Annotated in this window: 11 protein-coding genes; 6 read left to right on the top strand and 5 right to left on the bottom strand. The window is 42.2% G+C overall.

Features of this window, described 5'->3' with window-relative positions:
- Positions 1 to 654 (top strand): response regulator transcription factor RcsB, encoded by a 654-nt coding sequence (gene rcsB, locus V2H77_RS10305; RefSeq protein ID WP_088372787.1) that lies wholly within the window; start codon positions 1 to 3, stop codon positions 652 to 654.
- A gap of 245 nt (positions 655 to 899) precedes the next feature.
- Here rcsB and rcsC read toward each other — a convergent pair whose 3' ends face one another.
- Both rcsC and gyrA read right to left on the bottom strand, forming a co-directional pair.
- Complete coding sequence (gene rcsC / locus V2H77_RS10300) at positions 900 to 3,716, bottom strand: two-component system sensor histidine kinase RcsC (RefSeq protein ID WP_341498707.1); 2,817 nt, start codon at positions 3,714 to 3,716, stop codon at positions 900 to 902.
- 298 nt (positions 3,717 to 4,014) lie between these two features.
- Positions 4,015 to 6,642 carry a DNA topoisomerase (ATP-hydrolyzing) subunit A gene (gene gyrA / locus V2H77_RS10295; protein WP_341498706.1) on the bottom strand — a complete coding sequence of 876 codons (2,628 nt, stop codon included), beginning with the start codon at positions 6,640 to 6,642 and terminating at the stop codon, positions 4,015 to 4,017.
- 189 nt (positions 6,643 to 6,831) lie between these two features.
- Here gyrA and ubiG point away from each other — a divergent pair, with 189 nt between their 5' ends.
- The 4 genes from ubiG (at position 6,832) to yfaE (ending at position 11,622) form a co-directional block, all read left to right on the top strand.
- Positions 6,832 to 7,554: a bifunctional 2-polyprenyl-6-hydroxyphenol methylase/3-demethylubiquinol 3-O-methyltransferase UbiG gene (gene ubiG / locus V2H77_RS10290; protein ID WP_341498705.1), complete on the top strand. Its 723-nt coding sequence runs from the start codon at positions 6,832 to 6,834 to the stop codon at positions 7,552 to 7,554.
- Positions 7,555 to 7,921: 367 nt separating this feature from the next.
- A complete protein-coding gene (gene nrdA, locus V2H77_RS10285; protein ID WP_341498704.1) occupies positions 7,922 to 10,213 on the top strand; it encodes a class 1a ribonucleoside-diphosphate reductase subunit alpha in 2,292 nt (763 codons plus the stop codon).
- A 12-nt stretch (positions 10,214 to 10,225) separates the two neighbouring features.
- On the top strand, positions 10,226 to 11,356 hold the full coding sequence (gene nrdB, locus V2H77_RS10280) for a class Ia ribonucleoside-diphosphate reductase subunit beta (protein WP_036781046.1): 1,131 nt from the start codon (positions 10,226 to 10,228) through the stop codon (positions 11,354 to 11,356).
- Positions 11,356 to 11,622, top strand: coding sequence for a class I ribonucleotide reductase maintenance protein YfaE (gene yfaE, locus V2H77_RS10275; protein ID WP_088372781.1), 267 nt, complete (start codon positions 11,356 to 11,358; stop codon positions 11,620 to 11,622). The genes nrdB and yfaE overlap by 1 nt, the downstream gene beginning before the upstream one ends.
- Positions 11,623 to 11,709: 87 nt before the next feature.
- Here the strand turns inward: yfaE and V2H77_RS10270 are convergent, their stop codons facing one another.
- Positions 11,710 to 12,129 carry a type II toxin-antitoxin system VapC family toxin gene (locus V2H77_RS10270; RefSeq protein WP_341498703.1) on the bottom strand — a complete coding sequence of 140 codons (420 nt, stop codon included), beginning with the start codon at positions 12,127 to 12,129 and terminating at the stop codon, positions 11,710 to 11,712.
- The gene (locus tag V2H77_RS10265; protein ID WP_341498702.1) at positions 12,126 to 12,392 is read right to left on the bottom strand and encodes a FitA-like ribbon-helix-helix domain-containing protein; all 267 of its coding nucleotides are present in this window, start codon (positions 12,390 to 12,392) and stop codon (positions 12,126 to 12,128) included. Before V2H77_RS10265 ends, V2H77_RS10270 begins: the two co-directional genes overlap by 4 nt.
- Positions 12,393 to 12,996: 604 nt before the next feature.
- Here V2H77_RS10265 and V2H77_RS10260 point away from each other — a divergent pair.
- Positions 12,997 to 13,992, top strand: coding sequence for a Gfo/Idh/MocA family protein (locus V2H77_RS10260; protein WP_341498701.1), 996 nt, complete (start codon positions 12,997 to 12,999; stop codon positions 13,990 to 13,992).
- 323 nt (positions 13,993 to 14,315) lie between these two features.
- On the opposite strand, the gene V2H77_RS10255 is transcribed toward V2H77_RS10260, so the two are convergent.
- Positions 14,316 to 14,849 (bottom strand): hypothetical protein, encoded by a 534-nt coding sequence (locus V2H77_RS10255; protein WP_341498700.1) that lies wholly within the window; start codon positions 14,847 to 14,849, stop codon positions 14,316 to 14,318.
- Positions 14,850 to 15,079: the final 230 nt, after the last annotated feature.

Below are 15,079 nucleotides of genomic sequence, written 5' to 3'. Positions count from 1 at the left end.
ATGAATAACCTTAACGTCATTATTGCTGATGATCATCCAATTGTCCTGTTTGGCATCCGCAAATCACTTGAGCGGCTTGAATGGATCAACGTCGTCGCAGAGTCGGAAGACTCGACTACGTTGATCAACAATCTGTCTTGTATTAAAGCAAACGTATTGATCACTGATCTGTCTATGCCTGGCGACATATACGGCGATGGAATCAATTTGATTAAATACATCAAACGCCATTATCCCAGACTATCAATCATTGTTCTAACCATGAACAATAACCCAGCAATCTTAAGTGCTGTACTCGAACTTGATATTGAAGGCATTGTCTTAAAACAAGGAGCGCCGACAGATTTACCCGATGTATTGACGGCCCTGAACCAAGGGGAAAAATTTATGCCAGAAAGCGTTTCCGAACTGTTGAAAAAAGTGACGAAAACCCCCTATGGCGATAAACCGTTATCACAAAAAGAGAGTGAAGTTATACGTCTATTCGCCCAAGGCTTTTTGGTAACAGACATTGCCAAAAAACTCAAACGCAGCGTCAAGACTATCAGCAGCCAGAAAAAATCAGCTATGGTAAAACTAGGCGTAAATAACGATATTGCATTACTCAATTACCTTGCTTCTGTCACTATTGATACACACAATAATGTTCAGTAGATACCACTCGTTATTTTAATATGAAAGTCGTCCTGATGCCCGGCAACTATTTATTTGTGCCGGGCATTTTGTTTGTTCAGGGAATTGTTTGTACCGGGAATTGTTTTATATACCCTATGGATTTCAAGATGCATCGCGACGGCAAGGGAGCGAATCCCCGGGAGCATTGATAACTATGTGACCGGGGTGAGCGAGTGCAGCCAACAAAGAGGCAACTTGAAAGATAACGGGTATAAATTATTGCTTCAAATCATCTCCGCTAATACCTGCCTGAGAGTCACCAGGGAAACAGGTTTCGACAAACAATCATTCATTCCGGCATCAATACAGCGCTGTTTTTCTTCTGCCAGTGCATTGGCCGTAATACCAATAATCGGCAACTTACACCCCTCATTCCGTAAGTACATTGTTAACACATAACCATCCATGTTGGGCATATTGACATCCGTCAGAATGATATCAATCCCCCCTTTCTTCAAATATTCCAACGCATCCAATCCATCATTTGCCATCGCTGTCTGAAAACCGATGGATTTCAATTGATCGGCCAATAAACGGCGGTTGATAGGATGATCATCCACCACCAGAACCATAATAGTATTAAACCGGGTATTTGCCTGAAAAACAGGTGGGGCGGTATTTAATACCACATTATGATTCGATGAAATCAGCCGCTCAATCATTATCGGCAAATCATGTAAATGGTAAGTGTTGTGTAACCAATAGTTTTCTCTGATTTGCTCCGGTGAGCCAATATAGTCGGTCGATAATTCAATATAACCATATACTTGGGAAGTCACCGCATCAGGGAAATCGCTGATAATAATTTCACTACCATTAGTAGTTTGCCCGCGATATAAAATAGTGTGTAAGCCATGATGAACCAGAAAACGCTGTAAAAATTCCTCCAGATAAAGATTACGTATAGCCAAGATGATTTTTCGCTGATGCTCATTTATTAACTGAGTTTTTGGCTTATATTTCGCACCATATAAAGGTAAGCGAATAGAAAACATACTCCCTATCTGTGGTTGTGAAATGACTTCAATATCACCATCCATCAGATTGATAAGTTTTTCACAAATCGCCAGACCAAGCCCCGTTCCCTGAGATGAGCTTTCCGTATTTGGCATGATCTGGAAAAATGGATCAAACAACTGAACAAGCGCTTTATCAGAAATGCCGACGCCCGTATCCTTTATTCTGACGTATAAATAATCTCTATCAACCGTCACATGTATAACTACACATCCAGTATCAGTGAATTTAATCGCATTATTTAACAGATTAGATATAACTTGTTGTAATCGAACCGGATCATTGCAGATATAATTCGGAACATCCGGTTCAAAATAGCAATACAAGGTCAACGGTTTTTTCACCACTAACGGCAGGTAGTTAGAAATAACATGAGAGATAACTTCCTGACAGGAAAATTCCCTAGACTCAATTTTAAGCTGTTTAGATTCAATTTTTGAGAAGTCGAGAATATCACTGATAATTTTTAGCAACAACGCTGAAGAATTATTCATCGTTGATAACAAACGAATAGATTCAGCAGGCAACGAATGCGCCTGTAATAACTCCAAGTTTCCAATAATACCGTAAAGCGGCGTTCTCAATTCGTGACTAACGGTAGCTAAAAACATAGATTTAGAATAGTTAGCCTGTTCCGATGCTAGCGCCATCTCCTGTAATGATTTTTCCATCCGTACACGGACGCTAATATCAACCAAAACACAAATCGCTACCTCTTCGTTCCTATAGCGGGAATGAACAAAACTGATTTGTAGATGATGATTATTACTGGTGACGACATCAACATAACTGCTAGTTCTGTCACAAATAATATGAATAATACGTTCCCGATCTTCATGCGTTAACATTCTTAAATAATTATGCGCCAACTCATTACTCAGAATATTACTCCCATCACTGACCCGCAATATACTGATCCCAACCGGCGCTGAAGCGACAATTTTATGATTAAATTGTTCATGCTCTTCTAGCCGAATGGCATTCTCTTCAGCCGGAGCAAACATTTTCCGCTCAAACAGATACACCAGAATGATGATGACAAAAGCAGATAACACATTAAGCACAATGCTGCTAATAATCTGTAGTTTAAAACCCTCAAAAATAGTTTTCAGCGGCAGCGCATAGATGATACTGAATGAAGATGGCATTAACCGGCGTTTCAGCAGTAAATCAGTAAAATTATCATCATAGCCAAAATAAGGCGCTTCCAACTGATAATCAGCATAATGAAGTTTATAGTCATCATTTGCAGGATAGTGCAACACAGGTTGATTACTGCGATTCAATAACGTTATTGAAATTGGGCGGTCTTGTCTTTGAATAAAAGAGTCCAATCTGATGAATTGTTCAATGCCTATCATTGCAACCATCTGACCATTGACATATACCGGCGCCAATACGTAGAGATGGCCGCTATCAGATCTTGCGCCAGGTATAACCCAATAAACATTTCGTTCTTTACCTTGTTCTTTCAGGCTGATAAGTCTGCGTGAATTTTCATAAACTATTTTTTTCAGCGTATCAGGCTCAGTCGAGGTATTACGGATAGAAAAACTCACCATACACATACTTTGTGTACCCACCAGGAAAACCTGATTCAATCCCTGAGGCGCCGCAAGATTATCCTTCCAATAGAAGATAAGGTTATTCAACGAATTTAAATAACTATGAGTGTTGTTGCGAAAAGTACGACAGTCTGCGCTTTGGTTCAAAGGATGATAAGAAAACGCCGGGCTATTATGTGGAAAATCAAAAATAGCATTTTTGCCATTAGAATTCAGTAAATGCTTCTCGGTCATATATTGGATATCCCGCAGAACACTTGCTGTATGACGCACATAAGAGAGTGTGGAATCATAATTAGCATTGTATTCTTGCCGAATATCCGACTTGACTTCATTAAAGATATTAACCAGGTAAAAAGCTGTTAATAAAGCGCCTAACGCCCACAACATTAGGCCAAGCACCCGGAAAAGATAACGGGATATTTTTAGCGATGTACGAAAAGAAGAAAGATATCTCAAAAGGTTACCTAATAAAAACCGGCATTATTCAATGTCATTAATGACAAGATATACCAGAGTTTAAAGATTACAAAGCCCCATCAATCGCATATTTTAATATTAAGAAAAATCCCTTTAAAAAAACAGGCACCGAAGTACCTGTTTGTTAATTAAGTAAAAAATATACCCGTCATCTTTCAAGTTGCCTCTTTGTTGGCTGCTCTCACTCACCCCGGTCACATAGCTATCTATGCTCCCGGGGATTCGCTCCCTTGCCGTCGCGATGCATCTTGAAATACATAGGGTATTATATCTTCACTTAAACCGGATCAACTGACTCGCCGCTGTTAGCATCGGGTGAATTGCCGTTATCACTGTTCAATTCTTCCCCTTCTGCCGCCAGCCCCTCTTCATCCTCTTCAGGCTCAGCAACCCGCTGTAAACCAACAACTTTCTCATCTTCAGCGGTACGAATAAGTGTTACGCCTTGAGTATTCCGGCCAACAACGCTGACTTCCGATACCCTGGTACGTACTAATGTGCCAGCATCAGTAATCATCATTATCTGATCGGTTGGTTCAACCTGAATTGCACCAATCACGTTACCATTACGTTCACTGACTTTAATCGAGATAACCCCCTGCGTTGCACGGGATTTAATTGGATACTCGTTTTCAGCGGTACGTTTACCATAACCGTTTTCAGTGACAGTCAGAATTTCTCCTTCTCCACGTGGGATAATCAGAGAAACCACTTTGTCTTCGCCATTCAGTTTGATACCGCGTACACCGGTAGCTGTACGCCCCATTGAACGAACCGCTCCCTCTTCAAAACGAACAACCTTCCCTTCCGCGGAGAACAACATAACTTCGTTATTACCGTCAGTCAGGTCAACGCCGATCAACTCATCACCTTCATTGAGATTAACGGCGAGAATACCAGCACTGCGTGGACGGCTGAAATCTTGCAACGCGGTCTTCTTCACGGTCCCACTGGCCGTAGCCATAAAGACGTACAACCCTTCTTCATATTCACGCACCGGCAGAATCGCCGTAATTCGCTCATCTTGCTCTAGCGGCAGCAGGTTAACAATCGGACGGCCACGAGCGCCACGGCTAGCTTCCGGTAATTGATAAACCTTCATCCAATACAGACGGCCACGGCTGGAGAAGCAGAGGATCGTATCGTGCGTATTGGCAACCAACAACTTTTCAATGAAGTCTTCTTCTTTGATACGCGCTGCGGATTTACCTTTACCACCACGACGCTGCGCTTCATAGTCAGACAACGGCTGATATTTGACATACCCTTGATGTGACAAGGTGACAACCACATCTTCCTGATTAATCAAATCTTCGATATTGATATCTGCCGTATTTTCCGTGATTTCAGTACGGCGGGCGTCACTGTATTGCGCCCTAATTGCCAACAACTCTTCACGGATCACTTCCATCAAGCGCTCAGGATTTTCCAGAATAAACAGCAATTCGCCAATTAATGTCAGTAATTCACGGTATTCATCCAACAGTTTTTCATGCTCCAGGCCGGTCAGTTTCTGCAAACGCAGATCCAGAATGGCTTGAGCCTGTTGTTCGGTCAGATAATATTTACCCTCATGCACACCATATTGTGGTTCCAGCCATTCAGGACGGGCGGCATCATCACCGGCACGCTCCAGCATGGCGGCAACACTGCCTAATTCCCACGGCTTAGCAACTAATGCGGCTTTTGCCTCGGCAGGTGTCGGAGCAAGACGGATAAGTTCGATAATAGGATCGATATTCGCCAGCGCCACAGCTAATGCTTCAAGAATATGGGCGCGTTCACGGGCTTTGCGTAATTCAAAGATGGTACGACGAGTGACCACTTCACGGCGGTGGCATACGAAAGCAGAAATAATATCTTTCAGATTCAGCAGCTTCGGCTGTCCCTGATGCAGGGCCACCATGTTGATGCCAAAAGAAACTTGAAGCTGAGTCAGGGAGTAGAGGTTATTCAGAACCACTTCCCCCACCGCATCCCGTTTCACTTCAATCACGATCCGCATGCCGTCTTTATCAGATTCGTCACGAAGCGCGCTGATCCCCTCGATGCGTTTTTCTTTCACCAACTCAGCGATTTTTTCAATCAGACGGGCTTTGTTGACCTGATAAGGGATTTCGTGCACTAAAATAGTTTCACGGCCATTCTTCTCATCAACTTCAATTTCCGCACGGGCACGGATATAAATTTTACCGCGACCAGTCCGATAAGCTTCCTGAATACCGCGACGACCATTAATAATCGCAGCAGTAGGGAAATCTGGGCCGGGAATATACTGCATCAGCCCTTCAATGCTGATGTTTTCATCTTCAATATAAGCCAGACAACCATCAATAACTTCGGATAAGTTATGAGGAGGAATGTTAGTCGCCATACCCACTGCGATACCAGAAGAACCGTTGATCAGCAGGTTTGGTACTTTCGTTGGCATCACTTCCGGGATCTGCTCTGTACCATCATAGTTCGGCACAAAATCGACAGTCTCTTTCTCCAGATCCGCTAGCAGTTCATGGGCAACTTTCGCCATACGCACTTCGGTGTAACGCATAGCGGCGGCTGAGTCTCCATCGACTGAACCAAAGTTACCCTGACCATCAACCAACATATAGCGCAGGGAAAACGGCTGAGCCATACGAACAATCGTGTCGTAGACTGCGCTATCCCCATGTGGATGGTATTTACCGATGACGTCCCCGACAACACGGGCAGACTTCTTGTAGGGTTTATTCCAATCATTTCCCAATACACTCATCGCATAAAGTACGCGACGGTGTACCGGCTTTAGTCCGTCTCGAACATCTGGTAGCGCGCGCCCAACAATAACAGACATCGCATAATCCAAATACGAGCTTTTCAGCTCTTCTTCGATATTGACCGGGGTGATTTCTCTGGCAATGTCGCTCATGGAGCCCACTATCCCTCATACATTCCGAATTCAAAGGTTTAGAACTATACCACAAACCAACAGTTTTATAAAAATCAGATACGGGTATTTAAAAATTAAGCCGTGTATACTGTCTCAGAACTGAGTGAACCCTGGCAGAACGGAGTGAATCCGCCTGTTTAAAGAAAGTTTAAGGAGCGACAACCGCTGATGAACATCAAAACCCCTTCCACCCCAAACAATGTTGATCAACAGGAAATAGAGAAATTTGAAGCGATTGCTTCTCGCTGGTGGGATTTGGAAGGTGAATTTCAACCGCTGCACCGAATTAACCCGCTACGCTTGAATTATATTTTGCAGCGTTCTGGCGGCATTTTCGGTAAAAAAGTCTTAGATGTGGGCTGTGGCGGCGGTATTTTGTCAGAAAGTATGGCCCGTGAAGGGGCAGAAGCGACCGGACTGGATATGGGTACGGAACCGCTGCAAGTTGCCAGACTGCACGCCCTTGAAACAGGTATCCCCGTGACTTATGTACAGGAAACAGTAGAAAGCCACGCCGAAAAATATCCACAGGCTTACGATATCGTCACCTGTATGGAAATGCTGGAACATGTCCCAGATCCACAATCGGTCGTTCATGCTTGCGCTCAGCTAGTGAAACCCGGCGGGCATGTCTTTTTCTCTACCATTAACCGCAACAAAAAAGCCTGGCTGATGGCGGTAATCGGCGCGGAATATATTCTGAAAATGGTACCGAAAGGAACCCATGATGCGAAGAAATTTATCCGACCATCAGAGTTGATAAGCTGGATTGACAGAACATTCCTGCGGGAAAAGCATATTATCGGCCTGCATTATAACCCACTAACGGATAAATTTAGTCTTGGTCACAATGTAGACGTCAATTATATGTTACACACCCAGTATGTCTGACATATTCACCTGACAGATTAATAAATCGGCAAATAAATCATATTTTCAGGAATTTTTTTACTCATTTTTGCCGGTGTTTCTGTCAGAGCAACCGCTAGTAATGATGCAGGCTTCCGGCTTTTTAATAAATTTAGTCCTCAAGTTATCCACAAGAATCCGTATTTTTGTGCACTTGATAAAAGCCGCTTTTAACATTATCTTGTTGTCATTATTTAGTGTACCCCCTACATATTGTGTTCCTTAACATTCCATTACCACTACTCTCTCGTTGGTTTTTCCGCCATTGAGGGGGTTATGTTTTGGTCTAAGTCAAAGACACAAAGCAGGTGGGAGCGAATTTGAAAGTAAATGTAAGGTATGCCTGTCCATGAACCATAGTCTGCTAGTAACAAAGCGTGATGGCCACAAAGAACGAATTGACCTTGAAAAAATCCACCGGGTTGTTAACTGGGCAGCCGATGGACTGAAAAATGTCTCGGTATCACAAGTAGAACTGCGTTCCCAAATCCAATTTTACGATGGCATCAAAACCTCAGATATTCATGAGACGATGATCAAAGCTGCCGCGGATCTTATCTCCGGTGACGCACCTGACTATCAGTATCTGGCCGCCCGCTTGGCAATTTTTAACCTGCGTAAAAAAGCTTATGGTCAATTCGAGCCGCCCGCACTCTATGACCATGTATCCCGTATGGTGAAAATGGGCAAATATGACAAGCATTTGCTTGCAGACTACTCGAAAGAAGAATTCGAACAAATGGACGAGTTTATTGACCATTGGCGTGATATGAACTTTTCCTACGCAGCGGTCAAACAACTCGAAGGTAAATACCTGGTCCAAAATCGCGTTACCGGTGAAATTTATGAAAGCGCCCAATTCCTCTATATTCTGGTGGCGGCTTGCCTGTTCTCCGGTTATCCGAAAGAGACACGTCTGGACTATATTCGCCGTTTTTACGACGCAGCTTCGACGTTTAAAATTTCGCTGCCAACCCCGATCATGGCAGGTGTACGCACCCCTACTCGTCAGTTCAGCTCCTGCGTACTGATTGAATGTGACGACAGCCTGGATTCCATTAATGCGACCTCCAGCGCCATTGTGAAATATGTTTCTCAACGTGCTGGTATTGGCATCAATGCAGGCCGTATTCGCGCACTGGGAAGCCCAATCCGTAATGGCGAAGCCTTCCATACCGGCTGCATTCCTTTTTATAAGCATTTCCAGACCGCGGTCAAATCCTGTTCTCAAGGAGGCGTTCGTGGCGGCGCCGCTACACTGTTCTATCCATTGTGGCATCTGGAAGTTGAAAGCCTGCTGGTCCTGAAAAACAACCGTGGCGTTGAAGGAAACCGTGTTCGTCACATGGACTACGGCGTCCAACTTAACAAACTGATGTATGAACGCCTGATCAAAGGTGAAGAAATTACCCTGTTCAGTCCATCCGATGTTCCCGGACTCTATGATGCCTTCTTTGCCGATCAGGACGAATTTGAGCGCTTGTACACCAAATATGAGCAGGACAGCAATATCCGTCAGCAACGTCTGAAAGCGGTTGAGCTCTTCTCCCTGATGATGCAAGAACGCGCCTCTACCGGCCGTATCTATATTCAGAACGTAGACCACTGCAACACTCACAGCCCATTTGATCCTTTAGTCGCACCAGTGCGCCAATCAAATCTGTGTCTGGAAATTGCACTGCCAACCAAGCCATTGAATGACATCAATGATAAAAATGGTGAAATTGCGCTGTGTACCTTGTCGGCTTTTAACCTGGGCGCCATTGAAAATCTTGATGAGTTGGAAGAACTGGCTACTCTGGCGGTCCGTGCCCTTGATGCCCTGCTCGATTATCAGGACTACCCTATCCTTGCCGCGAAACAAGGCGCAATGGGGCGCCGTACATTAGGCATTGGCGTCATCAACTATGCTTACTATCTGGCGAAACACGGTGTACGTTACTCAGATGGCAGCGCTAACAACCTGACTCACAAAACATTTGAAGCTATCCAGTATTACCTGTTGAAAGCCTCTAATGAACTGGCGAAAGAACAAGGCGCTTGCCCGTGGTTTAAAGAAACCACCTATTCTAAAGGTATCCTACCCATCGATACCTATAAAAAAGCGCTGGACACATTGACCAATGAACCGCTGCACTATGACTGGGAAACATTGCGCAACGATATCAAACAATATGGTCTGCGCAATTCAACATTATCTTCTTTGATGCCTTCAGAGACCTCTTCCCAGATCTCTAACGCCACCAACGGTATTGAACCGCCTCGTGGCTACGTCAGCATCAAAGCGTCAAAAGATGGCATTTTGCGCCAGGTTGTACCGGAATATGAGCGTCTGAAAAGCGCTTACGAACTCTTGTGGCAAATGCCTGGTAATGATGGCTACTTGCAGTTGGTTGGGATCATGCAGAAATTTATCGACCAGTCGATCTCTGCCAATACCAACTACGATCCGACACATTTCCCAAGTGGAAAAGTGCCGATGAATCAGCTACTGAAAGATTTATTGCTCGCTTACAAATATGGTGTGAAGACGTTGTATTACCACAATACCCGTGATGGTGCGGAAGACGTTCAGGATGACCTGGAAGAAGTCGTGGAATCTGCTGATTCCGACTGTGAAAGCGGCGCGTGTAAGATTTAATTTGAGGAAGTTATGGCCTATACCACTTTTTCACAAGTAAAAAACGACCAGTTACAGGAACCGATGTTTTTTGGTCAGCCGGTAAACGTAGCCCGTTATGACCAGCAAAAGTATCCGATTTTCGAAAAGCTGATCGAAAAACAGCTCTCTTTCTTCTGGCGCCCGGAAGAAGTTGACGTGTCTCGCGACCGCATTGACTACAATGCGTTGCCAGACCATGAAAAGCATATTTTTATCAGTAATTTAAAATACCAAACGCTGCTGGACTCTATTCAGGGCCGCAGCCCGAACGTGGCTTTTCTGCCCTTGATCTCCATCCCTGAGCTGGAAACCTGGGTTGAAACTTGGTCTTTTTCTGAAACGATTCATTCACGTTCTTACACTCACATCATCCGAAATATCGTTAATGATCCGGCGGTTGTGTTTGATGATATTGTCACCAATGAAGAGATTCTGAAACGAGCGAAAGATATTTCCGCTTATTACGATGATCTGATTGAGATGACTAATCATTACCAGTTATTTGGCGAAGGCACGCATCAGATTGCCGGCAAAACTATTACTGTCAGTCTGCGTGAACTGAAAAAGCAATTGTACCTGTGCCTGATGAGCGTTAACGCGCTGGAAGCGATCCGTTTCTACGTCAGTTTTGCCTGTTCATTTGCCTTTGCTGAGCGCGAATTGATGGAAGGTAATGCCAAAATCATCAAACTGATCGCTCGCGACGAAGCACTGCATCTGACCGGCACGCAACATATGCTGAATCTGTTGCGCTCTGGTCAGGATGACCCGGAAATGGCAGAAATCGCCAAAGAGTGTGAACAACAGTGCTATGACCTGTTCGTTCAAGCGGCGGAACAAGAAAAAGAGTGGGCAGATTACCTGTTCAGCGAAGGTTCCATGATTGGTTTGAACAAAGATATTCTGTGCCAATATGTTGAGTACATTACTAACATTCGCATGCAGGCTGTCGGGTTGAAACTGCCGTTTGAAACGCGTTCTAACCCGATTCCGTGGATTAACGCCTGGCTGGTGTCGGATAATGTTCAAGTAGCGCCGCAAGAAGTTGAAGTTAGCTCATATCTGGTTGGTCAGATTGATGCTGAAGTTAACCCTGACGACCTGAGTGATTTTGAACTCTGATGACAAGCTATAAAGTAACCCTGCATGGTATGCAGGGTTACCATATCTACAGCTCTCCCGAACTGCATAACAGTCTGCTAGAAGCGCTGGAACAAGGTAGAGTACAGGCTGAATACCAGTGCCGTGAAGGTTATTGCGGTTCCTGCCGTGTCAGATTGATAAAAGGCAAAGTCGGTTATCGACGCAAACCTTTAGCTTTTGTTAATGAAGGGGAGATTTTACCCTGCTGCTGTCATCCGCTTGGTGATATTGAAATTGAGCTTTAGTAATTAAAATTGGTCTTCATGGTGGGCAGATAATAATGATTACTTGCTCATTATTCACGCACCAAGAATGTAATAACAACTATGTTATTAGCCCTTCCAAGGGTTAATAACAGTAAGCCCGGCAGCTTCAAAAGGTGATGTGTCGCGGGTTGCAACAATCAGCCCATTCGCCGCTGCGATAGCCGCAATATACCCGTCAGCCTTCCCGATAGCTTTCCCCTCGCTCTTCGCTCGCGCCATGATCTCGGCATAAGCTTCCGAAGCGGCCGCATCGAACGGTAAGATACGACCGGTAAACAAGGGAACAACACTCCGCTCTAGGCTTCTATGCAGGGTATCTTTGCGCTTACCATTGGACAGCGCTGCGACCCCAAAACGAAGCTCAGCCAAGCTGATCGCGGCCAGGTAAAGCGTCTCGACATTCTGTTCATCTATCCATGTAACCACAGCGGGATCGCCGCTGAGCCGTAGCGGCTCGGAAATTACGTTCGTATCTAGCAGTATCATTCAAAACTCATCGGCTCGGCAGGTGTCTTATCACGCTCGATCTCAAGATCGACGCCCCCCGCCTCGCGACCGATTTTTGCCAGCAAGGAGCCCAGCTTGATTCGTCCCGCCGGTTGTACTGCGTTTTCCAGAATAAACCGGATTTCAGCCTCAGCACTACGACCGTGTGTGGCTGCGCGTACCCGCAAAGCGCGATGCACTTCGTCCGGTACATTTCTGACAGTAATGGATGGCATAGATTCATTTCCTAATTTAGCATGCATTGCAATCAATATATGTTATTGCAATCATGACTGCAAGCATGTGGGATAGAAAGAGAGTTAATTGTATTCAATCAAAGTCCATTAACCATTAGCAAAGAGTTGAAAAGAAATCAGTACGCAAAAGAATATTATTCGAATAACAGAGAGTTAAGCGTTTTCTTGCCATCATTTTACGAAGCAAATCATAAAAAATAATGCAATAAAAAAATGGATAAAACGGTTAATGTGGTAGGGTTTAAGTCCTGAAAAAAGCTTAATTATCGGAAAAAACATAAAGGAGTATCTTTATATCATCAAGCTATTTACTGACTGACTTATCCCCTCCATCTTTCAAATTACTACTTTGTTGGTTGCTTTCACTTACCACCATGCTGCAATTTAAAATTTAATTGGGCATAGATGTGAACCCACATGTCATTTTGGTATAATAGATTATAAGAAATACGATGAAGATTATATTAACTCACTTGATTCAGAAGTAAGAAACATGTTATATAATCATATATTGGAGCAAAAAGATAGGATAAATCAGATTTCTACTATAATCTTTTCACCAATTTTTTATTAATAAACAATTCGACATAAGCATATTGGGAAAATAACAATGAAAAAAACAATAAAATGGGGAATTATTGGTTGCGGTGATGTTACTGAAGTAAAAAGCGGCCCTGCTTTTTATAAATTAGATAATTCTGAATTGGTTGCAGTAATGCGACGCAATGCTAATTTAGCAGAGGACTTTGCCAAGAGACATAATGTGCCTAAATGGTACTCTGACGCTAATTCACTTATTAATGACAAAGACATTGATGCAGTATATATTGCAACACCACCATCTACACATAAAGAATATACCATTTTAGCGGCCAACGCAGGTAAAGCGATATATGTAGAAAAACCTATGGCATTAACATTTGAAGAATGTAATGAAATGATAGCTACCTGTCAGGCTCAAAATGTTCCTTTATTTGTCGCTTATTATAGGAGAGCATTGCCAAGATTTTTAAAGATCAAAGAATTAATTGAATCAAGTGCTATCGGAACACCAAGAATTGTAAGTTGTATACTTTACAGAGAGATAGAGCAATGTTACCAAGATCCACACCATTTACCTTGGGTTGTTAATCCAGAAATTTCCGGTGGTGGATTATTTGTTGATTTAGCATGCCATACTCTTGATATATTAGACTTTCTTTTAGGAAAGATTATTTCTGTCAAAGGACATGCAAATTCACAAGGGAATGCTTATCCCGCGGAAGATTGTGTATCAATGTCATTTATGTTTGAAAATAACATTCAAGGTGTCGGTATCTGGAATTTTGCATCGAACTCTAGAGGAGATAATGTTGAAATAATTGGCACTAAAGGAAAGATATCTTTCTCTACATTTGGAAATTCAGCCATTTCATATTATGACGAAAATAATACATTACATCAGTTTAACATTGACAATCCAAAGCATATAGAAATGCCATTGATTAATACTATCATCAATGAATTGCAAGGAAAGGGATTTTGCCCATCAACAGGAGAATCAGGCTCACGAACCAGTTGGGTAATAGATCAAGTATTAAAAGACTATAGAATGAAGAATTATTGACAATATAAAAATGAGTCAATCTGTTTTTATGGAGAAATAAAAGCCAAATATATACGTTCATTGAAAATATCTGAAGTTAATAAATGACCTTAAATTCTCTATTAACTTCTTTTCAATTAGTTTGAGAGATCTTCCATTTAGTTATAATTTCTTCCCCGATATTATCGGTAGGCTGTATAATTCATGAGAAGTATTTAGGGTTGAACATGATAACAAATTTTCCTGTTACTTCTTGAATTTATTATCTGTAATAACGAAAAATCCGTATATCCAACAAAGAGGCAATTTGAAAGATAACGGGTATAAAACCAGCTTGACATATTCTAGCTAATAGAATTAAAGAAATTATTAATGTCTTCTTTCGATAAATCTTTTATTAGGACACTGATAATATTTTCATCATTATCCAGTCCCAACCATAAAGAATTATTATATTTAACCCAACTTGATAATTTATATTTCTCTTTTATCATCAACATAATAGCCTCCTGATAAACATCTACTTTAATCACATAATTAAATTCATCAATAAAACGATGGCTGAAATTATTACTTTCAATAAATTTCCACGGACTCATATCAACTATAGGAAAACCACATTTACTTTCATGTGATGCAATAAAGTCATTATCCACATATTGGACAAAATCAGGATTTATTGCAACTAATGTAATTGCTGATATTCTTCCATCGCTAGGTAAAATAGCAAACTCTAATAAACTTTTTTCATTATCACCAATTCTCCAATACAAAGGGGTTTCGTTTATATTATCAACTAACTGGATATCAATAGGTATATAACCATCAATATTGATGGTTACTTCTTGAATATTTACTAATTTAGCTATTTTCATCATTATTTATCAAACTCATGTTTCAATACCGGAACAATAAACCACGCCCTTATCCTAAGATATAAATTTCCATTATGGCTATTTGATATAGATAACTGCAGTTATCAGTATCGAATATAAATAGAACTTTATATCAATCATAATGGCATCCTATCTACTCATGGCCCCGGCCAGATTAATTTATCTTTTAAATTTTCATGAATTATGTCAAATAACTCTTTAATATAAAATAA

It is taken from the genome of Photorhabdus sp. P32 (assembly GCF_038085095.1).
Classification (GTDB): Bacteria; Pseudomonadota; Gammaproteobacteria; order Enterobacterales; family Enterobacteriaceae; genus Photorhabdus; species Photorhabdus luminescens.
This window is presented reverse-complemented; position numbering and strand designations above follow the sequence as displayed.